18 protein-coding genes and 2 pseudogenes are annotated in these 22,370 nt (G+C 39.4%); 9 read left to right on the forward strand and 11 right to left on the reverse strand.

Annotated elements, in window-relative coordinates; translation table 11 throughout:
* The first annotated feature begins 129 nt into the window (after positions 1–129).
* The 5 genes and pseudogenes from S4054249_RS10325 (at position 130) to S4054249_RS10345 (ending at position 7,278) form a co-directional block, all read left to right on the forward strand.
* Positions 130–3,045 (forward strand): DUF4160 domain-containing protein, encoded by a 2,916-nt coding sequence (locus S4054249_RS10325; protein ID WP_145925008.1) that lies wholly within the window; start codon positions 130–132, stop codon positions 3,043–3,045.
* 32 nt (positions 3,046–3,077) lie between these two features.
* A complete protein-coding gene (locus S4054249_RS10330) occupies positions 3,078–3,350 on the forward strand; it encodes a DUF7710 domain-containing protein (RefSeq protein ID WP_046355419.1) in 273 nt (90 codons plus the stop codon).
* 401 nt (positions 3,351–3,751) lie between these two features.
* Positions 3,752–4,699, forward strand: a pseudogene (locus S4054249_RS10335) (IS30 family transposase).
* A gap of 437 nt (positions 4,700–5,136) precedes the next feature.
* Positions 5,137–5,955 (forward strand): ABC transporter substrate-binding protein, encoded by an 819-nt coding sequence (locus S4054249_RS10340; RefSeq protein WP_046355420.1) that lies wholly within the window; start codon positions 5,137–5,139, stop codon positions 5,953–5,955.
* Between the two features lie 516 nt (positions 5,956–6,471).
* On the forward strand, positions 6,472–7,278 hold the full coding sequence (locus tag S4054249_RS10345) for a hypothetical protein (RefSeq protein ID WP_046355421.1): 807 nt from the start codon (positions 6,472–6,474) through the stop codon (positions 7,276–7,278).
* A gap of 64 nt (positions 7,279–7,342) precedes the next feature.
* Here S4054249_RS10345 and S4054249_RS10350 read toward each other — a convergent pair whose 3' ends face one another.
* Positions 7,343–11,473 (reverse strand): hybrid sensor histidine kinase/response regulator, encoded by a 4,131-nt coding sequence (locus tag S4054249_RS10350; protein WP_080928318.1) that lies wholly within the window; start codon positions 11,471–11,473, stop codon positions 7,343–7,345.
* Between the two features lie 269 nt (positions 11,474–11,742).
* Between S4054249_RS10350 and S4054249_RS10355 the strand changes: the two genes are divergently transcribed.
* The 4 genes from S4054249_RS10355 (at position 11,743) to S4054249_RS10370 (ending at position 14,162) form a co-directional block, all read left to right on the forward strand.
* Positions 11,743–12,444, forward strand: coding sequence for an SIMPL domain-containing protein (locus tag S4054249_RS10355; protein ID WP_046355422.1), 702 nt, complete (start codon positions 11,743–11,745; stop codon positions 12,442–12,444).
* Positions 12,445–12,508: 64 nt separating this feature from the next.
* On the forward strand, positions 12,509–12,883 hold the full coding sequence (locus S4054249_RS10360) for an MAPEG family protein (protein ID WP_046355423.1): 375 nt from the start codon (positions 12,509–12,511) through the stop codon (positions 12,881–12,883).
* Positions 12,880–13,515: a sulfotransferase gene (locus tag S4054249_RS10365; RefSeq protein WP_046355424.1), complete on the forward strand. Its 636-nt coding sequence runs from the start codon at positions 12,880–12,882 to the stop codon at positions 13,513–13,515. Before S4054249_RS10360 ends, S4054249_RS10365 begins: the two co-directional genes overlap by 4 nt.
* Before the next feature lie 74 nt (positions 13,516–13,589).
* Positions 13,590–14,162, forward strand: a complete 573-nt coding sequence (locus tag S4054249_RS10370) for a tRNA-(ms[2]io[6]A)-hydroxylase (RefSeq protein ID WP_046355593.1) — start codon at positions 13,590–13,592, stop codon at positions 14,160–14,162.
* A 772-nt stretch (positions 14,163–14,934) separates the two neighbouring features.
* Here the strand turns inward: S4054249_RS10370 and S4054249_RS27230 are convergent.
* The 10 genes and pseudogenes from S4054249_RS27230 to S4054249_RS10415 all read right to left on the reverse strand — a co-directional run bounded on the left by S4054249_RS27230 (position 14,935) and on the right by S4054249_RS10415 (position 22,292).
* Positions 14,935–15,159 (reverse strand): hypothetical protein, encoded by a 225-nt coding sequence (locus S4054249_RS27230; RefSeq protein ID WP_046355425.1) that lies wholly within the window; start codon positions 15,157–15,159, stop codon positions 14,935–14,937.
* A gap of 63 nt (positions 15,160–15,222) precedes the next feature.
* Positions 15,223–15,366: pseudogene (locus tag S4054249_RS27300) on the reverse strand (hypothetical protein); the annotation flags it as partial.
* A gap of 472 nt (positions 15,367–15,838) precedes the next feature.
* A complete protein-coding gene (locus tag S4054249_RS10380) occupies positions 15,839–16,075 on the reverse strand; it encodes a hypothetical protein (protein ID WP_235611247.1) in 237 nt (78 codons plus the stop codon).
* A 237-nt stretch (positions 16,076–16,312) separates the two neighbouring features.
* Positions 16,313–17,455, reverse strand: a complete 1,143-nt coding sequence (locus tag S4054249_RS10385) for a phage minor head protein (protein WP_046355427.1) — start codon at positions 17,453–17,455, stop codon at positions 16,313–16,315.
* 12 nt (positions 17,456–17,467) lie between these two features.
* On the reverse strand, positions 17,468–17,926 hold the full coding sequence (locus S4054249_RS10390; protein WP_046355428.1) for a hypothetical protein: 459 nt from the start codon (positions 17,924–17,926) through the stop codon (positions 17,468–17,470).
* 1 nt (position 17,927) lies between these two features.
* Positions 17,928–19,400 (reverse strand): phage portal protein family protein, encoded by a 1,473-nt coding sequence (locus tag S4054249_RS10395; RefSeq protein ID WP_046355429.1) that lies wholly within the window; start codon positions 19,398–19,400, stop codon positions 17,928–17,930.
* Positions 19,393–21,135 carry a hypothetical protein gene (locus S4054249_RS10400; RefSeq protein ID WP_046355430.1) on the reverse strand — a complete coding sequence of 581 codons (1,743 nt, stop codon included), beginning with the start codon at positions 21,133–21,135 and terminating at the stop codon, positions 19,393–19,395. The genes S4054249_RS10395 and S4054249_RS10400 overlap by 8 nt, the downstream gene beginning before the upstream one ends.
* Positions 21,135–21,635: a DUF1804 family protein gene (locus tag S4054249_RS10405; protein ID WP_046355431.1), complete on the reverse strand. Its 501-nt coding sequence runs from the start codon at positions 21,633–21,635 to the stop codon at positions 21,135–21,137. The genes S4054249_RS10400 and S4054249_RS10405 overlap by 1 nt, the downstream gene beginning before the upstream one ends.
* Complete coding sequence (locus S4054249_RS10410; protein ID WP_046355432.1) at positions 21,635–21,886, reverse strand: hypothetical protein; 252 nt, start codon at positions 21,884–21,886, stop codon at positions 21,635–21,637. Before S4054249_RS10410 ends, S4054249_RS10405 begins: the two co-directional genes overlap by 1 nt.
* Positions 21,876–22,292, reverse strand: a complete 417-nt coding sequence (locus tag S4054249_RS10415; RefSeq protein ID WP_046355433.1) for a glycoside hydrolase family protein — start codon at positions 22,290–22,292, stop codon at positions 21,876–21,878. Before S4054249_RS10415 ends, S4054249_RS10410 begins: the two co-directional genes overlap by 11 nt.
* Positions 22,293–22,370 lie beyond the last annotated feature (78 nt).

A 22,370-nucleotide genomic window follows, 5' to 3' on the forward strand; every position in this document is an offset into this window, starting at 1 on the left:
CGCGTTACAACACAACTAGGAAAAGATTGGCGCTATCAATATGGTAATAACTCGCTCGATGATAAACTAGCTTATCGTGACGAAGGTTTATACTATCCCGATTATATCGGCCCTCGTTTGCTGACTAAAGTGACTTTGCCTTCAGGCGGTACGATTGAATATGACTACAAAGTATTTAATAAGCTGCGAAACGATCCATACAATGAAAATAGAAAGCTACACACTAAAACAATAAATGACGGTAACGGTAATACTGATACCTGGACTTTTGACTACAAAGATACGCGATATTCCGCTAAAGATGCGCTTGAAGTAACGATCGAGAGAACGGATGAAACCGTTAAAAAAATATTCTCAGATGATAAATCGTATCAACATGGTCAGTTGCTAGAAGAAACCGTTACAGATACTGCGCTTAGTAAAGAAAAGAAAGTTCGCTATGAGTACAAATTAATCGCAGATATCGGTGAATTCACATTCTTAGACTTTCCTGAAGATGTACCAGCATCGCTTACATCAAAAGTTGCTCTAAAGAAAAAGACTGTATCAATTGATGGCAATCATTACTACACCGAGTACCAAGAACACAATGCTTATGGTATGCCAACAAAGATCAAAGAGAGTTTTAATCAAAAACACAAGTATACAAAACTTGGTTATTACAATAACTCATCTAAGTGGATTTTAGGCTTACCAACAACGGTTTCAGTTTCTACCTACAATGGCGGTTATACAACTGTCAGCGAAACTAAGTATAACGGCTTAGGTTTGCCTAATGAAACTAAAAAGTTTGGCACATGGGTAACGAGGTACACAAAATATAGCTCCAAAGGTGATCTCGAAAAAGAAGAATACAATGCACCAAGAACGTTTGGTACCGGTAATCGCTTTACGCAGTTTTCAAGTTACGAAAACGGTAAACCTGGCACTATCACCGTTCCGGCCCCACAAACCTCTTCTAATATGAGCCGCACACAGAGTTTTGATGCTTATGGCAGAGTAAAACGTGAAACGGACTATAAGGGTACTACAACAAACTATTACTATGGTTCGGATGTAACAGGGATCAATATTGAAAGCGACAGTACCTATGGCGACTGGCAAGATACATTCATCGAGTGGAATGATGCGAGGACAACCCGTACTATTTCTCGCTGTAAATTGAACCGTCACGCAACCGGTTGTGATGGTGGCGTGGTTTTCAAGACGGTTGAAACATACGACGGCTTAACACGTTTAATTAAGACTGCGACACATGATGACACCGGCTCAAACCGTATTAGCCGATATCAAGAGTTTGGGTACAATAAAAATCACCAATTGACTTTTGAGTCTTTCTTTAGTGGTTCATCCAACACTATTACCAGTGGTACAACAACTACGTATGACGCTTTTGGGCGAAAACTATCTATGTCAACCACGGGTCGTGGCTCTATTACCTATGATTACTTGTCAGGTAACCGAGTTAAAGTGACTGATGCGGGTAAAAATAGCAACAATACAACTCATTCTACAACGACAACTTATCAAGCATATGGTATGCCTGATTACTCTATGGCGACAAAAATTGAGTCTCCAGAGAACGTAACCACGGATATCGGCGTCGATGTATTTGGCATCATCAATTCAGTATCGCAAACTGGTAAGAAAAAAGATGGCGTCTTTCACACGGTTACGGAGAGACGTGAATACACTGCAGCTAAGCACTTGTGTTTAGTTACGCGTCCAGAGCTTGGTACGACGATTTATGGTAGAAACAATTTTGGTGAGCAAACCTGGTCTAAATCGGGCGTAACCAATACTGAATGTACAACCGACAAGCCTAGCTCACCAATTAATTATACATATGATAACTTGGGTAATCTTCGTACAGTTGATTATGCAGATAATTCTGGTGATGCTACTTATACAAGGGATAAAAATGGCAACATAACCACGTTAACTGCTGGTAATGTTAATCATGCATATAACTACAATAACCAGAACTTACTTGAAGATGAAACAGTAACAGTTGGCACCAATTTACCGTTGCAAACTGACTATGAATACAACTCGTTACAGCATTTAAGTTATACAACATACCCAGATGTGATTGGCGTTACATTAAGCCATAAACCAAATGGTTTTGGTGAACCAACAGAGGCGCGTGTTTATAACTCAAATGGTAGCGTTAAACTGGATTTTGCACACAGTGCAACGTACCACGCCAATGGTTTACTAAAAGGCTTTACCTACGGTAATGGTGTAAAGCATTCAATGACTTTGCACAATACGAGCGAACTACCTGAAACCTTAAAGGACTACAAAACCTCAAGCAATATTGTCAATCTTAGATATGGTTTTGATAATAACGCGAATGTAACGTCAATCACTAACAATGTTGATAGCGGTTATAGCCTATCATCGCTTACCTACGATGGTCTAAACCGTCTTAAATCAACAACGGGTGGCACTAAGATTGGCTCTAGCAGCTTGAGTTATGATGGATTTGGTAACATTACCAGTTATTCTAGTTTAGGTCGTAACTTGGGTTACTCTTACGATTACAATAAAAACCGTTTATCTAGCGTATCTGGCGTATCTGGTAAGTACTCTCGCTTTAGTTACGACACTAAAGGCAATGTTACTAACAATGGCTCATTTGGTTTAACCTTCAACCAAGCTAACCAAGTCGCTTCGGCAAATGGTCACACTTATAACTACGATGGTCACGACCGCCGTGTTTATCAGTCTGACAATGGTGGCAGCTACTCTGTATACACTCAAGATGGCACACTGATCTATCGTGAAGAAGGCACCTCTATTGCTGAAGAAGGTGGTGTTACTATTGAGCACTATTACAAAGGAAACGATCATGCTCCAGCCCATATTCATGTGAATGGAGGTGGTGGGAAAACCAAAATTGGACAAAACGGAAAACCAATTAAAGGTAGCCCTGAACTTACGAGCAAGCAAAGGAAAGTAGTAGAAGCCAATAAAGCTAAAATTAGGCGAGCAGTTAAAAAAATAGGTAAAGTATTGCAAGATAGACATAAAAATGGATAAGTTTATATTCCGATTATAGGAGAAATGAAAAGATGAAAGAATCAGTTTGGGTATTTCATGGCGATGGTGCTACTTTTTCTAGCGGTGTATTCTCCGAGTACTCGAAAGCGCAAAGTTGGATTAAAAAGCATGGTCTAACTGGTTTGCTGACAGAATACCCGTTAAATAATGGTGCTTATGATTGGTGCGTAGAAATGGATTATTTTACACCTAAAAAACCTTTACATCATGAAGGAAAGTTTATTGGGAGTTTTACTTCTGCATCCCAACCTCACTTTAGGTTTGAAAATGGAGAAGAGTTGTAAATCAATACTTGCTGTATTTATGCCGGCTAAAGCTATTGAATAATCAACAGTGCAAGGAAGCACATCTTTATTTTGCCTTTACAACTAAACTATAAAAAGCACAGTGTTGACACTGTGCTTTTTTCAAATCACACGGCATCAAATTGAAACTCGACTTGCCATTTATATACTAAGCTAGCCACTCTACGTACCCTATTGATATGAATAAAAACACCTAGAATATAGAATATATCTAAGGACGTTATCTATATATTCTTATGGATAGAGAGAGGTAAGCCCAATTGCTTTAGCTTACCCCTGATTTCAGATAATAAGTGCGACACTCATAGAAAGGTGTAGAAGAGGTAGCCAACTGCCGAAAGTGGTAAGCTCTTCTCGCCAAAGAAACAAGCAATACTACTATGAGTTATCAGCAGTTGACCGAGGGGAGAAGATACCAGATTTCTGCTCTTTTGGAACTGGGAATTTCTATCTCTGAAATTGCCAAAAAATTGAAGTGCCATCGTGCAACGGTGTATCGCGAGTTAAAAAGAAACCGAATTCATGGGGCATACTGTCCTCAGAATGCGCATGCTTTTTCGGTTCGCAGGCGCAAAGCCGCTCGTAAATATCGAATACCTACTGAGCGTATTGAGTTTGTACGTTTGTTGCTTAGTATCGACTGGAGTCCTGAGCAAATTTCCAATGTGCTAACAAGCGTTGGGGCATGCGTCAGCCATGAGTGGATTTATCGCTATGTTGCTCAAGATAAACGTCAAGGTGGCAAGCTCTACCGTCACTTAAGGCAAGGACATAAGCGATATCGTAAAGGTTTGAAAGACAAAGCACCGACGATAAAAAATGCGGTATAAATTGATGAGCGACCTCCAATTATTGAAAGCCGAGGACGGTTTGGTGATTGGGAGATCGATACTGTCTTGGGTAAGCACGGTACAGGCGCTATTGTGACCATTCTGGTGCGTAAAAGTCGATTCTATTTAGCTGAGAAAGTGCCGTCTAAATCGGCAGATGCTGTGATCAAGGCGACAATAGAGATGCTTATGCCATTTAAAGGCTATGTACACACAATTACGGCAGATAATGGTAGAGAATTCGCAGGCCATGAGCAGATTGGTGCAGCACTAGAAGCTGACATCTATTTTGCTCATCCGTATAGCTCTTGGGAGCGTGGTGCAAACGAAAACGCGAACGGTCTATTGAGACAACATGTGAAGAAAGGGTCGGACTTAAGGCAGGTAACGGATGAGTATATTCAGTTTGCTCAATCAAGGATAAATAACCGTCCTAGGAAGTGTTTAGGGTTCAAGCAGCCAGCAGTTATTTTTAAAGAATTAGCCATAGCTGCTTGATGTTAGATGGTGTCGCACTTCACAGTTGAATTCGGGCCTTACAACTTAAACGCAATCGCCATACCTAATACAGCGCTAATATTTATCTAAAAAAGGGCTTAGTCGCTTTGTAGCCATGCATCCAAAGTGTGCTTAATTGTGCTGAGTCCATCTTAATGGCCTGCTGTGGCTGGTTTGAAAAAAACTGTTCGGCCAGCTGCCTACCTATGTGCTGTGGTGGTTTTTTTGATTCTTACATCGTAAAAGTCTCTGAGTGCTTGTTGAATATGAATGTGAGATCCAAGTTGCAAAGTTCGGTACCATACTAACAGCTTATGGGAGTCACTTCTTATCGAGGGCTTTTTATCAAACAGCGTCATCTTAAATAGCAAACTAACGTTTTAGCGCTATACTCAAAAGATAAATAATCGCACGGACTGCATGTTGCCGGAGTACCTATGCTGTCTAGATTTGTGTGTGTTTTATTGTTGTTTTTGTCTTTTTGCGGCTTTGCCAAACCATTAAAAATCGAAATTGTCTCTGACTACAACCCTTCATTTGGCGAATCGCCAGGAGACTTAGCTACCCAACTTTTACTTATCATTGCGCGTAATTTAAATAAAGAAATGTCAATAGAATTTGTTCCAGCGAGTAGGGAGAGGGAGTGGCGTGAGCTAAAGCATCATCAAAACATTTGCCTTTACAATAAAGTCAAAACCCCAGAACGTGAATCTATGGCTGTGTTTGTTTCATTTCCTCTGATGGCATTTCCTTCTAACCGCCTTATATTAAGAAATAAAAAGTTCGTATCTATTGAAATTACGCTTAAAAAGGCACTTGCTATGGACCTTCGCATTGGTGTTACGAAAGGACGTTCATATGGCCTTGAAATAGATGATTTTATCAAAGCAAATGCGGACAGAATGTTCGTGGGTGAAGGTAATGATAGTGCATTTAGATTGAGGCAAATGCTTGTACAGGGGCGGCTAGATGGGATCATTGAATATAGCTCTGTATTTGTGACAGATTTTCCATCTGAAGAGGTTTTAAAAGATATTTCATTCCACGCTATAGGTGATACGAAAGCGACAATTTTCGGTTACATTGCTTGTTCAGATTCGAGAATAGGAAGAAAAGCAGTAGATCTTTTTGAACGCACTTTACAAAAAAGTGAAATTCAAGACTTAATCATTGAAGCACACGCAAATTTGTTCCTTCCACAAGAAGAAGTGTTTATTACTAACTCTCTCAAAAAAGCGTTTAACATAACGGACTAAGTTTTAAGTGTATTACCTTTATATGTGGTTTTCGGTTGTTGGTTAATTAGTGAATCACTATGCTTAGTTATAAATTTAATTATTATTAATAGAATCAGGTTTAATATCGTTTATGACTTTAATTAGGTTGCATCACCTTTCTATTTTACTTATTACTTTTTTAATAAGTTTCACATTGTTATTTCTTAATATTAGCCAAACATTAGCGACTTACCGAAACTAACTGTATTTATTGAATAAAAAAACAAAAACCAACACAAAAAATCGATTTCACCTCACTATTACATTACTAAATCTTGGCTAATCTTAATTTAAATAAGCACTTTTTAGACTGACTGATTTCCAGAGATTTATAGCATTTACAAGCACAAATCAAACACCTAACTTAGATAGCGAGACAAACGTCGCCACATACAGAAACGTATATTATGCAACTGTATAAGCGCCGTTAAAATTCGACAGCTTGCCTTATTTAAAAGGCTTTATATTTAATTAATCTAATAAAAGGGATTACAAATGAAAATTCAACTTCTCGCTGCTGCTGTGTCTTTATTCGCTATGAACAGTGCCGTTGCAAGTGTGACACTTAATGACTTAGATGGTTATGACCGTGAATCCAATTATACAGGCAATTTAATGGAGCGCATTGTAACTGACTCAGAGCACTCACGTACTTTTGGCGCTTGGGTTTTCCGCGCAGATAAGTATGGCTCATGTTCTTCAGGCGCAGTGTACGACGAAGTTTCTGGTGAGTTTATCGCTAATGTTGGAATTGGTCCTGCTGGACATAACACTTTCCACATTGATAGAGTCGTATTACAAGGCTATTTCACTGAAGCCCAACTTCAACGTACGCGAGTTTTATCTTTGAGCTGTCAATCAGACACTGGTGAGAGTTATGTTGTTAAGCACAAGATCCCTGCCGTACCTAAAATCACTTGGGATGCAAGCTTAACAGGTGTAGGTGCTTGGAAAACTCCAGATTGCAGCGGTCAGGCACAACACTGTGGTGGCGCAGGTTGGTATGACCAAGTGAGCTATACATCTTCAGTGCTAGTAAACAACGGTACCGAAGACGGCTATTGTACTTCTCAAATCAATGAAGGTTTGGTATCTAAGGTATTCAGTGGTAATGACACAACTCCGCTATTCCATACAAACCACTTTGCATTGAACGACGAAGTATATAACTTCAATGGCCGTGCATTTAGACAAACTGTTTCTTGTCATAACCCGGCAGGTACAACAGAGCACCAAACTGTGTGGGAAGTAACAGGTGAAAATGATATTAACCTAGTTGTAGACCAAGTGATTTACAAGTAATCCTAGAATACAGTTTATAATGGGCCTTTTTGGCCCATTTGACCTTAAGTGACTAACAGCTCAACTAAGCGGATCGGCTGCTTTTGTTCTCTAACCAATATCTTAGCTTTTCACATACTTTGTCTGTCTCAATTGGTTTGGTAATGTAATCGTCCATACCAGCCTCGAGACACTTCTCTCTATCTCCTTGCATTGCATTTGCAGTCATAGCAATGATTGGAATTTTGGCAGTGTGATCATCTACTTTTGAAGCCCTTATATTTCTTGTAGTTTCATATCCATCCATTAGTGGCATCTGGCAGTCCATTAAAATTATCGAATATACACCTTGTTCTTTATCTACAGATTTAAGTATTTTAAGCGCTTCTACACCATTTTCGGCAACGTCTGTTGTAAGGCCCAAATTGTCTAGTATACGCATTGCAACCATCTGATTAACTTTATTATCTTCCACCAAAAGGACACGTGTTTGGGGAGCAAATTTATGTGTGTTTGGAGTTGGCGATGTTTGCTCTACCTTATCTTGAATGAGTGATTGAATATCACTATTTACCGTAGCCAGTGCTTTAATTAGGTCATTTTTCGTGGTCGGTTTCGTATAAGACCCATCTAGTTTGATGGACGAGTTTTCTATCGTTTCGTACTGTTCATTCAGCCGAGTCATCATGACTAATTTAATTGCTTCATTTTTCTTCTTGATGTCTATTGCCATTAACTCGCCACTTAAGCCTGGTAACCTTTTATTAAACAGCACAATATTTACAGGTGCCTGTACAATAAACCTCAATGCTTGATCTGCATTAGACGCCTCAAGTACTGTTACTCCCCAAAATTCTAATTGCTTTCTAATCGCTTGGTTGCTGGAAGATATAGCGTCTACCAATAAGACTGTAATGTTCATATGAGCCAGAGAAACCGCTTTAGGATTCTCCTCATAGCTTTGCTTGAGTAAACAATGTACTTTAAAGCAGCTGCCGACACCCGCAGTACTTGTGACTGTGATATCTCCATTAAGTAACTGACATAGCTTTTTAGTGATACTTAAACCTAACCCTGTACCACCATACTTGCGAGTTGTTGATGCATCTACCTGTATGAACGAGTCGAATAGAGTAGGGAGTTTTTCCTTTGGTATACCAATTCCGGTGTCGTTTACGCTGCAAATAAAATCATAATGATAGGGTGTATTACTTTGTTGAACTGATGCGGTAATGAGAATCTCACCACGTTCTGTGAATTTAATTGCATTACTGACAATGTTAGTAATAATTTGCCTTATTCTCCCAGGATCAGACTTCACCATGGGAGTTTGTATGTCCGCAAAATCAAGAATTATACTGACGCCTTTTTCTTGCGCCGCTAGGGCCATAGATTCTGATAAGTGCTCAAGTAGCAATCTAATGTCGAAATCAACAAACTCAAGCTCAAGCTTATCAGCCTCAATTTTAGAAAAATCGAGAATATCATTGATAAGAGTTAGCAAAGAATGCGCACTAGTGCTGGCAATATTAACTGAATGGGACTGCTCAGACGTTAATCCGCTATTTTTAAGAAGCTCTAACATACCTATCACGCCATTCATTGGCGTGCGAATTTCATGGCTCATGTTAGCGAGAAATTCAGATTTTAAACGTGTTGCTTCTTCTGCTTTTTTTAACGCACCTTCTAGTTTTCTTGCCTGCGTCTCTAAAGATGCCGTTTTCTCGGATACTTGCTTTTCGAGCTGAACGACAAATTGCTTTTGCCTTTTAATCTCTATTTTTTGTAACTTCGTTCGTAGGTAAACGACTAAAAAAATGCTAGAAATAATGATAAACGTATAAATGGAATACGCCCACCAAGTTTTCCATGGAGGAGGTGACACATGTACATTCACTGATAATATATTGCTTCCCCATTCACCGCTACTATTGGTTGCCTTCACTTTAAATTGGTATGTACCACCGTCTAAATTAGTGAAAGAAGCAGTATTCCTATTACCAATGTCTATCCAATTATCATCATATCCCTCTAGTTTATAGGCATATAGGTTTTTGTTTGGGGAATGAAAATCTAATACGGAGAACTCAAAAGAAAAGATATAGTCTAAGTAAGAGACATAAATATCAGTTACATAAGAATAGGGCTTGTCCAACTGTATCGGTAGTCCCATTTTACTGAACCCCGTCAAGACTAAAGAAGGCTCATTAAAAGTGGTTTGTTGTGCCCGAGTGCTAAAATATTCAATACCTCTTTGACTATTAGTGAATAATAAGTTTAAGTCACCTTTGATCAGGCTATTAGGGTAATAATTGAGTCCTAACAAGCCATTCTGACTATCAAAGTTGACAACTTTTCCCGAACTGGGGGAAAACTTTGTAATCCCTTTATTTGTTGTTAGCCATAAATTGCCTTGTTCGTCATCTGACACAGAGCGGATCAAATTACTGGGGAGTCCATTTTTAGTGTTAAAGTGCACAAAGCGGTTTTCAGACAATTTGTAAAGATTTAAACCTTGTTGAGTTGCAATCCAAATTTTGCCATCGTGTGTTTCATAGATATCTTGAACAATACTACCCAGTAAACTATTCGAAGATTGCTTGTTATTTACAAATGACAGGAAAGTTTGCTGCTCGTCTTGCCAAAGGTTGACGCCATCTCCAGTACCGACCCACATGTTTTGAGATTTGTCTTTATAGATCGTGAGTACTTCCGGATGGGACAAACCATATTCCTCACCCAAGTGTTTGAACTTTTGTAAACTCACATTGTAGATGTAGATGCCATTTTTATACGTACCAATCCAGAGGTTACCTTGCTTATCAACAGACAGGGCTCTGATTTCTCTGAATTGTTCATAGTTTTTTTGATCTGTAGGGTAGGTTATTAATTTAAGTTCATTCGTATTCAAGTCAAACATTGCTAACCCATTATCTTGGGCAATCCATACTATGTTACTTTTATCTAAATACAATACTGGACGTTCCAACAATCTATTCGGGTCAAATCCATATTCTTGGCTAAATACTTCATTCGTCAAAGCTTCTAACTTGCGTTCAGACGTATCCCATTTAAATAGCTTAGAGTTTGAATTGGCTATTAGAATGTCACCTTGTTTATCTGCAACAATTTCATTTGGTGCAGTCAGTTCATCACTGTCAATGGATTTGAATTTGCGATGGGGGACCAGTTTAAAAATGCCATGTAGCTCATTGGTTATCCAAATTATGTTGGCACTGTCTTCGAAAATAATCCTTGCACCACTGCTATGCTCCAAATCTAATTTCATGATGCTATCTGTGCGTTCATCTCTTCTGAAAACGCCTCGGCTAGTTACAAACCAAATATATCCTTCATGGTCTTCGATCATGGAGTTAACTTGACCCAAATGTTCCCCTTTGACTATACCTATCACTTTAAAAGTGTTACTTTCGGGATCAAGAATAAATGGGCCTTTCTGAGTACCAACATATACAACGCCTTGAGATGACTTTAATACATGCCTAATTTCGTTTGCACCGGTGGGGGTTTTATTTTGTGGGTCAGGAAAATAATATTTAAATGTATTTTCTTTTTGATTATATAAATTCAACCCATAACTTGTTGCAACCCAGAGGCTATCTTCCCCCTGATTTTCGATCCCCCAAATTCTATTATGTGATAAACCAACATTTGTCGTGGTCGCTTTTTTTATGTGCTTAAACTTACCAGCATTCAGATACTTGTTTAGCCCGCTATCATAAGAACCTAACCAAATTGTACCGTCCAAGTCATGAAACAGAGATTGTATTCTATTTGCAGAAATGGAATCAGGCTTGCTGGGATCGTTAAAGAAATTTTCAAATTGTCCAGTCTTTGGATTATATCGACTAGCACCACCTCCCCAGGTTCCTATCCAAATAATTCCATCTTTGTCTAACATTAAGTTCCCAGCATCATTGTGAGATAAGCCATTTTCCGACTCACTGTCAAATTCAAACAGAGTGACCTTTCGGCCATCATAGCGCATCACACCATTTTCAGCGGTACCGAACCAGAGCAACCCTTGTTGATCTTGAATAATTGAATAAATTTCAGATGAGACAAAACCATCTTCAGCTGTTAACTTTTTGACTGAATATTGATTCGTTAAGAGCGGTATGTCTGCAAAGCATACATTAGGCAATGCGGTCACTAATACCAAAAAGACTAAGTTGATTGAAAGCCGTAAACCCATAAGCTAGTCTAAAAACCGTGTAGTAGGAATAATTATTAGTTGTCTTAATAGGCTAGTTGAAGTTATGCACAATTACTAACCATCATAGACTTTTTTAATGAAAAATCAGTCAATTTGAATACATAGATTGAATTGTCAGATACGTCGATTTACGTATTCAATGCCGTAGTTTTACCTGTTTATATTACTTATTCAGTATTGATTAATTTGTATGTGATTCAATAAAGATGTTTATGACGTTGAGATTAATTTTTTGTTTTGGAGACTTTATGCGTTTACTCACAGCTGCTTTATCTGTTTTCTTAAGTACTTCTGTTCTTGCAGGAAGTATTCCGGACACACCCCACCTATATGTTAAAGGATATTCTGAAGTATCTATTCAGCCTGATACTGCGATCATAAATGTCGCAATAAATGAAAAAAGCAAAAACCTAAAAGATGCTAAATTAAATGTCGATCGAATCGTTTCAAAAGCCTTGGGTATAGCGAAAAGCTTTGGTGTCAAAGGCAACCATATTCACGCAGATCAATTGAACGTTTATAAGCAAACTCGATATAACCGTGGGACAAACGAAGAAGAGTTTACAGGTTTCAAAGTATCGAGAAATATTACGTTAAAACTCAAAAATGTGGAGAAATATCCTGAATTGCTCCAAGCTTTTGTGGATAGTGGCATTAATCAATTTAACAATACGCAATTCATTGTTGAAGAAAAAGCAGAGATTATGAAAAAACTAAAACAAAATGCTATCAAACAAGCCAAATTAGGAGCAAAAGAGCTAGCCGATGGGTTTGGTGTAAAAGTAGGCGACTTGTATTCAGTGTCTTTTTCGCCGATGAATGTACCTGTACAGCCTTATGCAAGAGGAAAAGTCATGGCTGCAGAAGCGATGAACTTACAGGATTCATACAGTACAGGTGATACTAAACTCAGTGCTGAAGTTTATGCCGTGTACTATATCAGCCAATAGCCCCTTTCAAAGTCCCCTAAAAACAACGTATACTTGGCGTAATCAAGGAATAGGGGACTTTACTATGTTTAGCGGTCTATTTGCTGCCATTTGTACGCTTTTGTATATCAAACTCAGTTTTAATGTAATAAAATTAAGGAAATCTCACCAGGTTGGTATTGGGGATGCAGGTCACAAAGATTTGCAGTCTAGTATTCGTGCTCATGCAAATTTTATCGAGTATACCCCTCTCGCTGTTATTCTTATTTTTACACTTGAATATCAATTGATTGGAGAACTATTCTTAATACCACTTGCGGTACTTTTTTTAGTCGGAAGGCTGTTACATGCCAAAGCCTTGTACACGGCTAATTTAAAGCTAAGGGTAGCCGGCATGGGGTGTACCTTTTTATCACTAATAGTAATGGCATTGATAAATATCTATTTATACTTTTTATGACAAAAAAAATTTTCGTTCTAGGCCTTCCGAGGACTGGAACGACAAGCTTGTGTATTGCAAGCCTCAATATCGGACTCAAAACTGCACATACAGCCTACACACAAAATGCATTAATAACCGCTGAATTCATTGCAGACACCCCAATTTTCAATGACTATATGAAACTTTATAAAGCATTTCCGAATGCAAAGTTAGTCTATCTTGAACGTGATCTAGCGCAATGGGTTCCCTCAATCAGGCGTTTATTGCAAAGAATGTTGCCAAAATTACAAAAGCAGGGTGGTGGTTTTAATGACACTTTAAAACGTTGTTATTTCGAAACTTTTCCTAATTTAAATGAGCATCTACTCAACGATGATGGTTATTTAATTGAATGTTATAATGCACATCATAAACGGTTTGAGTCTTTTATTGAGATGAATGATGTAGAGTATTTAAAAGTTAACTTATCTGATCCTAACAGCAATACAAGCTTCGCAAAGTTTATGTCTGTACCAAGTGTTGAAGTTCCTCATGTTAACAAGCGAGGTAAGGTAACCGCTTGGAATGATATAAAGCATCCTTTGAAGGTAGAGTCGACTAGGAATGGTAAAGTTGATAAAGATTCTTCTTTATATCTTTTCAATCAGTAATGTCCGATATTAAAGCGTACACATACAGCTTAAACCAATATAAAACAGTAAGTAGCAAGCGAGATAAATATCTAATGTTTGAATTAAAATATCACACTCCTTTTGAGTGGACTCACAATGTAATGGATGATTTTGTTACATTTTTACAGGACCATGCTGCTGCAGAAAAAAAGGCATCAGGTATGGCTATGTCAATGTTGGGCCATTATCCAGATAGAACTAAATTAGTAAAAGCTATGGCAGATCTTGCGATTGAAGAAATGATCCACTTTAAACAAGTATTAAAGCTGATCAATGAGCGAGGCCTAGTACTTGGCAATGATAAACAAGATCCATATATAAAAAAAATGCGAGCTTTATTTAGACAAGGCAGCGATGAATTTTTAATTGATCGTCTACTTGTAGCAGCTGTCATTGAGGCTAGGGGCCATGAGCGATTCTCTTTGGTTGCAGAGGCTTTGCCAGAAGGCAAAGAAAAAGATTTTTATGTCGCGATTGCAAAATCTGAAGAAAAACATAAAAACTTATTTGTCGAGCTAGGTTATGAATATTTCGATAAATCAGTGATAGATGCCAGACTGGAAGAAATCTTAATTGCCGAAGCTCAAATATGTGAAAGCATACCATTTACAGCCGCATTGCATTAATCGTAAAAAAGCACTCTATAAAGGAGTGCTTTTTATGTTAAATCAGCATAAAAAACCCAAAGGCAAGCTCTAGTTAAGTTAATTTTAATGAGCAGAGACATTCGACACAGGTGAATTAACCAATAGAGAGCTCGTTATATAATCAATATTTGCAATAAAATTAAAAACGAGGCAATGTTTGAGTTTATAATTCGAAGACCTAGCGTTATTTGTTTTGATAACGGTGTTGAAACGCTTATTGAGCGTATAAATAGGAAACACTTGATTTCAAAAGTTAGTTAAACAAAATCATGTTTTAGCGTATGCAACATTTTATCGCTATTAAGGGTCCGTTAAAAGTGATGGTCATGAATTGCTAATTGATAAAACCTGTTAGCTTAACTACTCATATGATGAAATTATAGAAAAAGTTGGCATACAATAATACTTCATAGTCTTCAACTTTTCTGGGCTTTCAGAAAATAAATTGGAGCAGCAGAATAAGGCAGAATCAAAACATTCCTACAAATCGAAAGAGAGTATTTGTTAGGGTAAAATTCATCAATAACATTTCTATTAGTCATTTATGCCTTAAATTTTACTTGCTAATCTACAATCAAGCACCGTATACGCACAACACTATTTAACATCCCATAATTTACGTTATGTTAAATAGTGTTTTATTTAATAGTTATCGAGCTATGAGGCTCTACTTTGAAATCAAGAACAATAATTGCAACATTCTTAATGTCCAATACTAGACGGTATCGGACATTAAGAATGATTTTTTAGGTTAACTTTCAGTGATATCCCAAGTTACATATAATGGATGACCACGCTCTGGAATATCTCCAACATTATCCAACTGCATATCTTCAAACCCGTTATCACCAGAGCCCGCTTTAATTTTTATGTCCACTGAATTATCTGATGCCGATGCTTTAGCAAAATTATCTTGAGCGTACCCACATTGAAAGCTTAGCTTAACCGTGGTTATTTCTGAGTTACCGATTACCAAAGAAATATCACCTTCTGAACCATAAGCTGCGCCTGTTGGATCTTTCTGTGTAAAAGATGAAGTTTCTCCATGTTTAATGACTGTGGGTGTTGGCTGTTGAGAAAACGAACCATGTGTTGCATGAGAATTCGTTACTTTAATTGTCCAATTTGTAGAGTTTTTGATATACCCGTATGTTGAGAAATCGGCATTACAAACAGTATGTATTCATACAAATTGTAGGTTGGTAGATAAAAAAACTATTACACTGTATTACTTATGTTTTGATATTCAACACGCCGTTGTTTATTGGATTGTTTAAACTTAGATGCTGTAACTTAAATTTGTCTGAAACTTGGAACTTAACTTTAGATTACTTTGGTAGTCTCACTATTGTTTTAGTCATCAAAATCATGGCCCCTATTTCTTTATTTTATACTGAGGAATTACTCTGTAAAATTAAAATAGAAATCAATTTAACATAACACTTATATTCGCACTACCACCAAGCTTTCGCTTAAAATGGCAGCAACCGTGATGTTTTTATACAATTTTAAAGTTTATTGTTCTCGCTGTAAGGGATCGTTCATTTCTAGATTTAGCCAAACCATGAAATTCAACTTTTGATTCCTCTGTAAGCCCCGTAATTACTGGACCTCTAAAATTTCCGAGACAAAATCTCAATTATAAAAAATACGGTTTAAACATCAACAAGCTTAACTTCAACAACTCGATTCATATCCGGGTCGATTTGAATTGTGATCTGAACACCATTGGCTATGAACTGCAGAACGCTTTGGTTAAAAGTAGAATTTGTTTGGGTTTGGACTAACTTCATTAACTCGGTCGTTTGTTCAAACCCGATAATTTGAAGCGCAGTGTTTAGCATCGGCTCATCAATAATTGTAAGGGGTCGTTCATTTCTAGATTTAGCCAAACCATGAAATTCAACTTTCGATTCCTCTGAAAGCCCCGTAGTTACTGGACCTCTAAAATTTTCGAGCCAAAATCTCAAATATTAAAAATACATTTGTTTTTAGACAAAACCCGCTCATTCCATATCATTTTACGCTCATTCCTGCTCACAATACGTTTAGAATTAGACTAAAAATCGCCATTTTTAAAAACGTTTAAACGCTCTTTAAACAGACTTTAAAGCCGCTTTAAATACGGTTTAAACATCAACAAGCTTAACTTCAACAACACGATTCATGTCTGGGTCGATTTGAATTGTGATCTGAACTCCGTTTGCTGCGAACTGCAGAACGCTTTGGTTAAATGTAGAGTTTGCTTGAGCTTGGACCAACTTCATTAATTCAGTCGTTTGCTCAAACCCAATAACTTGAATCGCTGTTTTTAGCATTGCTTCATCAATAACTACCAGCGTGCTTTTTGTCTCAGGTGCCACATCTAAAACTGATTTGAATAATTTCGGATGCAAGTGCCCTAGCGTTAATTTCGTTCCAGCCTCTGGCTTTCCTATCGCTTGCTTTGCTGCAACTGTCGAAACCTGAGATTTAAAATAATCTTTGCCTTCATTTATAGCGGCATTAAAAATTGGCGTCGCCACTTCTCGAATTTGGTGATCGAGCTTTGCTAACATCTGGCCTGTTGCCTTGTCTGCACCTAACCATGCAAGACCAGGATTGTAATCCCAACCTAAATCTATACCTGGCAAACGTTCTAGCTCTTCACCTGTTTTTGGATCAACTTCAATAAATGGTTTTTGGTATGAGGATAAAGCTGAATCAGGTGTAACAGTTAAACCCATGCGCTTTATGTCTGCGTCACTCATGCTCACGACTTTACACCTACAGTTCCAACCGTTCGGCGGATAATGTGTGTGCCAGAAATTATGTTCAATTGGTAAAAGAATATAATTCCACGCGTTATGTTGCGGTCTTACTCGCGAGTCACCTGCAGTTAAATATAAAAGATACGGTTTGCGATGTTTTATTCGTTCCTGCTGTTGCCATCGGCCAGCTGCCCGCGCTGTGTTTTTATTGTTTTGATAAATTACTTGAGTTCGCCAACCGCGTTTTCCATTGTATGACCAACCATGTTTGGCAACGGTTTTGTCAAAGCGCGCTCTAAAGTCGGTGATCGTCTCACCATTTTCAATTGCAGCAAGTACATCTTTATATAAATCATCTAACAATTCAGCTTTGGTAGCTCCAGCAACAGTAAACGCGCGAGCATGTATGTGGCCAAGTAAATCCTTGTACGACTCAGTTGGTATTTGAACTTTTGATTTTAGATTTGAAATGGCCTCGTCGAATTTTACGAGTTGGCCATATTGAGGTGTTGTATCGGACATTTGTTAGCTTTTTTAAGCAGCTTTTTCTTTAGCTTTGGTTTTTTCACCAGTCCACTTTGCAGCTGTTGAGCTTGAAACTGTGAAACAGGCGTTGATTTGCATTTGTTTTGGTTCGTCAGCGTCGATACACATTGTTTTTAGCTTTGGCGTTGCGGAATAATTTACAGTCTGCTTGGTTAAATCTTTAAAGCGAGGGCCAAGAATGGACTTAAGTTCATCAGCATCAGATATCTTATAGGAAGTACTTTCAACAACAGTGCAACGCCCTACTTCTTCAATGACTACCGCTTGACCAGGTTTCAGTTTTTTTAGTATCTCAGTATTTATCTCTTTCACTTCTTTTTGTGCATTATCAATGGTTGTTTTAAGCGCCCACCCTCGTTGCGCAAGTTCCCCTAAGGCGGGGGTTGCTTTTCTTTTAGTTTCACCATCTTCTTTTTTAGTAATTATGACAATATTGTTTGTTGGCATGTTAAATCTCCTGTTGATTTGCCTCGTTCATTCCTTCTAAAACCTCCAATTCAAACGCCTTTACAGCAACTTCTGCTAGGGCTGAATTGGAGATATTTGGGAACTCATCAAGGATGTTTTGTTTTAGTTCGTCTAGGTTGTTTGCGTGTTTTGCAAACTCAAAAATCTTTCTAATTTCGGCATCTGTTGCCTGGTCAAACTCGTCAAAAGTTTGGATGTCAGTGCCTTGTTGGTCACTTGAAAAGTCCTGTTTTGCTGGCGTAGAAATGCCTTGACCATCGTCTTTAATTTCTAGCAACGCAGCACCTTTTTGAGGCTTGGGAATGCCTAAAGTCTTGTAAACATAATCTTCTGAAACAGGCACCATACGTGCTGACTCCCTTATCACGTTTACTGTTTCGAGGTTGATCTCTTTCTTGTCTCTCCAGACATATTTGGGTGGTTCGCCACCATCAAAATTCACTCTATGAATCGTTTCGAGTAGCTGGTTTCGATAACCAGAGACAAGCGCCCTATCAGCCCGTTGGTTTTCACCCGCGCGTTTAGCGTGTGTCTCACTCGCTGCACGTGCACCGGCTTTTTGTTCTGTTGCAAGCGTTTGAGATGTCAGCGCTTTACTCATTTCTGAGTTACACAAATTAATAAGCTGAAGCTGAACTGGTTCACCAGACATTTTGCTTTCGATAATGTCTAAACTCGCGTCATCTGGTATAACGGCAATACCATCAGTTAGCAGCTTTGCTAAACCCTCGACTAATTCATCTATATCTTTGTCTTGCATGCCTGGACGGTATTTCCCAACGGGAAACGGCACGCCAAAGCGCTCGCATAACTGAACAAAAAACTTAAAGCCGCCATGCTTAAACATCCAAGGCCAAAAGCAGCTACTTAAAAGCGCAATACCATATGGGTTTTTAGCTTCTGGCATATGGCGCACACAGGTCCAGCGGTCCTCATTGATGGGCTCGCCTTCGGGATTTTCGCGGGTTTTAACAAGGAGCTCGTGATCTGAATTAAATGCAAAGCGCCCTGCTGGCCATTGTTCAATTGTGCTAGGTATCCACGCGTTGTCTTGTTTTTCGAACTTGCCTAAATGGGTTACTGCAAATCCATGTAAAATTGCACTGTAGTTGTGCCAATCGATGTCCATCCACTGGGTATTTTTTGCGGGGCTTGATGCCATGAGGGTCTTTGCAATCTCATAGCTTTTCATGCTTGCTTCGTCATCGCCTCCTGGCACCAGTTCAGCATTAAATGCGAACATACCTGAGCGCAAACTACGCAATTCGCCAATTACATGGGCATCGCGTGCTATCTCGTCATATATGAACGAGCTTTTACCTGCTTTGCGTAATATCGGATCGGGGTTTGGCAATTCTCGCATCATGGCCCATAAAGCAGGGTCTGTTTTACTCATCGAAAAGGCTTTTTGTAGTGCGCGATAGCCCTTATAACTTAAGTGGGGTTTAGACATGATAGCCCCCTATTGATTTGGTCACTTTTCGACTTCTTATTTTTGGAATACCACCCGCGCCTGTGCTAGCAATCATCCATAAAATGGTGAGTGCACAGCTTAAATCGTAATGGTGGAGGCTTTGTTTCTCTGGCCAGTTTTCTAACTCGTCTATAAGTAATCGACTTCGACGAGTATGAAAAAGAATCTGTGAGGGTTCGTTGATCACAAAGGGCTCTAACCCCTCAATGCGCTCCTCTTGAGGCACGGTCGCCGTTACACCTCTCAGCGGCAGCGCCACGCCCTCATCTAATGCATCTTTCATGTAGGTTTGGCGCATAAAATCAAAGGCGTTATTGTTCTCAAAGCCCCACACCAAACATTTATATTCTAGTTGTAACTTTATTAGATCTTTCAATAGCCGGCTGGGGCCGCGAACTTTTCGGCTTTCATATTCTAGGTGTAATTGCCCCAGTTCTTTGGCCCAAAAACCAACGAGTAAAGCACTTGGGTCGGCGCTGGCTGTTTTACCCATACTTGGGTCACATGCACCATATGGCGTCCATAGATTTAAGCGGTTAACCCAAGTCTCAAAGCGATAAAAGATCTGCTCTTCGTCAGACTTGGCAATACCTTGCATCTCTCGATTAAACTCACGTTTATTCGATGCTCGCATCGCCATCAAATCATAGAGAGAACGCACGCTTGGCCAACTGGTTTTTGCGCCTTTAGACATGCGCTTTTTGTTCTTAATCCAAAACTTAAAGCTGGGTTTATCCTCAAGGGCGACTGCTCTCCCTTTACCTGCGGCTTGCTTCTCAAACTCTTTGTCTTTGTAAAGCATGAGCTCACGGCATTGCTCCCAAAGTTCCATGTTTTCAGGTAGCTGTGAAATAGCTTTAAAGCGATGCACGATATGACCTGCGGCGTGCTCAGCTCTGGATATTGGGTCGTCATTGTTTAATACGGTGTTTACGCCAAGGAATTTAACCCCTTTACCTGGCGGGCCTAGGTATTGCACCGCAGCTTCTAAAAATGCCCAGCGGTTGTCCCTTTCAGTTGCTGATTTGGCCTCTTTATCGGTGATGATGTCATCAGACAAAAGTAACTTAGGGCGGCTTGCGCCGTGGAATGCGCCCCGTACTGATTGTTCCGAACCACGGCTTTCAAAGCGCACGCCTTGAGGTGTCGCAAACTCACCTATTTTCCATAGCGGTGACTTTGCGCAGACTTCGGGAAAGTCCAACATTAGGTTGCCATTGCTCAACAACTCTGTTTTTACCACCTCTAATGTTTTGGCAGGCATCTTTGCCTCAGCGCCAAACAGAATAACAAAGTCGATGTAAATATTGGGCTTGGTCAGGCCCAGTTCTTCGCATACGGCTTCATCCTGTAGTAGCGCTAAAACCGCGATATATACCGGCGCGATTTTTACAGCTAGAGTTGATTTTCCTTCACCACGCGGGGCAACAAACCAATGCTTCCAGTAGTTGTCGAGGTCGATGGCTTTTGGAAACCAATCCATAAAGTACTGTTGGAATTCACTTGGCTTTTGGCCTTCATCAAGCCACATATGATGTGGAAAATAGGTATAAACAAAGAACTCAAAGTCACCGCCTAATACACGTTGTCTTCGCTCTAAAATGGCCTCGGGGCTTGGGTCAATATCACGTTGCTTGGCTTCGATATCAATTCTTAGCGCTGACGTTATTTGCTCTAATTCTTCTAAGAATTCTTTGTTACTGATATCGGCCATTAGTCATCCAACATACTACTTAATTGAGGGCCAAAAGCGGTTAGGATCTCAACCAATTGTGGTGCATAATCGGGGTGGTATTTGGATACAAAACTCGCTAGCTTTTTCATGACATCCGCTGCAACAGCACGTTTTTCAATCGACTTATTACCGCCGCTTAGCTTCATGATTTTTGTGTACATATCGCTAAGTTGATTTAACGCTTTGATACGGCCATCAATTGATAGCTCTTCATTTTGTTTGATAAGCTCAAAGGTCGCATTGGTTTGAATGGTAAACTCTTCAATAAAGTCTTGGGTAAACTCTCCTGCAGGACCAGTTGCTTTGCGTGCGGATGCTCGTGCTAGGTCCCAGTCATCACCAGCGGCTTTGGCTTCGCTTTTCCAGCGCCTCGCAGTGCTGTCTGCGACTGTGTGTTTAATAGCAGCAACTGATAAGGCCAAAAGCTCATTTACATAGCTGTGTCTAACCGCATTCTTTTTGTCTTCTGGGTGTGCCATCAAGCGCCTCCACCCAGTTTTAACACTTCAGCTGCTATTGCAACGACCAATCCCGCACCGCCACCGATTGAAGCAATCTTTACCCGATTGTTAGTAACATGGCTCTCGACCGTCTCTACTCTTGATTCAAGTCTGTCCACGCGTTTTGTCAGGTCAGTTTTGATGTCTGTTACTTCTTTTAAAATCGCTGTTTGGGTCGCTTGAATCTGACCTATAGACTGAAACAACTGATTCTCTTGTTCAGGCGTCATACCATTCCCCCGTTTTCATCTGCTCGGCTAACTGATCTGCTCGTTCTCCAACTTGCACGGCCCAGCGGCTATCGAACATTTCAATTACAGCTTTGTCCCAATCACCGCGCTCTATGGCAGCAATGGTTTTTTTAAAAGCTAACAAGCCATGAATGCCAAGATTAAAGGCCATGTTTATCAGAACAGCTTTGCGGGCGGGGTTACATTTTGAGGTATCAATGTGCTTTTCGACTTGGGCAGTAAAATAAGCGATATCGTTGTTAAGCAAGTAATTGATTTCGTCGTCAGTCAGGCCTCTTTGCTCAAGGTTCCTGCCAACACCTATCGATCGATAGCCACCAGAGCAAACATACACTGTATGTTCGTATCCTTCATGGCCGATTAGTTGTTTTTTTAGTTTTTCCATGCCATTTCCATGTCGTGAGTTACATGGTTAGTCTGGCAAATTAAGTGCGGGAATTTAGGTGTAAAATGTTTTGCGGTG

Source organism: Pseudoalteromonas luteoviolacea, from assembly GCF_001750165.1.
Lineage (GTDB): Bacteria > Pseudomonadota > Gammaproteobacteria > Enterobacterales > Alteromonadaceae > Pseudoalteromonas > Pseudoalteromonas luteoviolacea_G.

Excerpts from the sequence above, each read along its gene's own strand:
- S4054249_RS10330 (WP_046355419.1), top strand. The coding sequence starts at position 3,078 with ATGAAAGAATCAGTTTGGGTATTTCATGGCGATGGTGCTACTTTTTCT.
- S4054249_RS10340 (WP_046355420.1), top strand. The coding sequence starts at position 5,137 with ATGCTGTCTAGATTTGTGTGTGTTTTATTGTTGTTTTTGTCTTTTTGC.
- S4054249_RS10345 (WP_046355421.1), top strand. The coding sequence starts at position 6,472 with ATGAAAATTCAACTTCTCGCTGCTGCTGTGTCTTTATTCGCTATGAAC.
- S4054249_RS10350 (WP_080928318.1), bottom strand. The coding sequence starts at position 11,473 with ATGGGTTTACGGCTTTCAATCAACTTAGTCTTTTTGGTATTAGTGACC.
- S4054249_RS10355 (WP_046355422.1), top strand. The coding sequence starts at position 11,743 with ATGCGTTTACTCACAGCTGCTTTATCTGTTTTCTTAAGTACTTCTGTT.
- S4054249_RS10360 (WP_046355423.1), top strand. The coding sequence starts at position 12,509 with ATGTTTAGCGGTCTATTTGCTGCCATTTGTACGCTTTTGTATATCAAA.
- S4054249_RS10365 (WP_046355424.1), top strand. The coding sequence starts at position 12,880 with ATGACAAAAAAAATTTTCGTTCTAGGCCTTCCGAGGACTGGAACGACA.
- S4054249_RS10370 (WP_046355593.1), top strand. The coding sequence starts at position 13,590 with ATGTTTGAATTAAAATATCACACTCCTTTTGAGTGGACTCACAATGTA.
- S4054249_RS10385 (WP_046355427.1), bottom strand. The coding sequence starts at position 17,455 with ATGTCCGATACAACACCTCAATATGGCCAACTCGTAAAATTCGACGAG.
- S4054249_RS10390 (WP_046355428.1), bottom strand. The coding sequence starts at position 17,926 with ATGCCAACAAACAATATTGTCATAATTACTAAAAAAGAAGATGGTGAA.
- S4054249_RS10395 (WP_046355429.1), bottom strand. The coding sequence starts at position 19,400 with ATGTCTAAACCCCACTTAAGTTATAAGGGCTATCGCGCACTACAAAAA.
- S4054249_RS10400 (WP_046355430.1), bottom strand. The coding sequence starts at position 21,135 with ATGGCCGATATCAGTAACAAAGAATTCTTAGAAGAATTAGAGCAAATA.
- S4054249_RS10405 (WP_046355431.1), bottom strand. The coding sequence starts at position 21,635 with ATGGCACACCCAGAAGACAAAAAGAATGCGGTTAGACACAGCTATGTA.
- S4054249_RS10410 (WP_046355432.1), bottom strand. The coding sequence starts at position 21,886 with ATGACGCCTGAACAAGAGAATCAGTTGTTTCAGTCTATAGGTCAGATT.
- S4054249_RS10415 (WP_046355433.1), bottom strand. The coding sequence starts at position 22,292 with ATGGAAAAACTAAAAAAACAACTAATCGGCCATGAAGGATACGAACAT.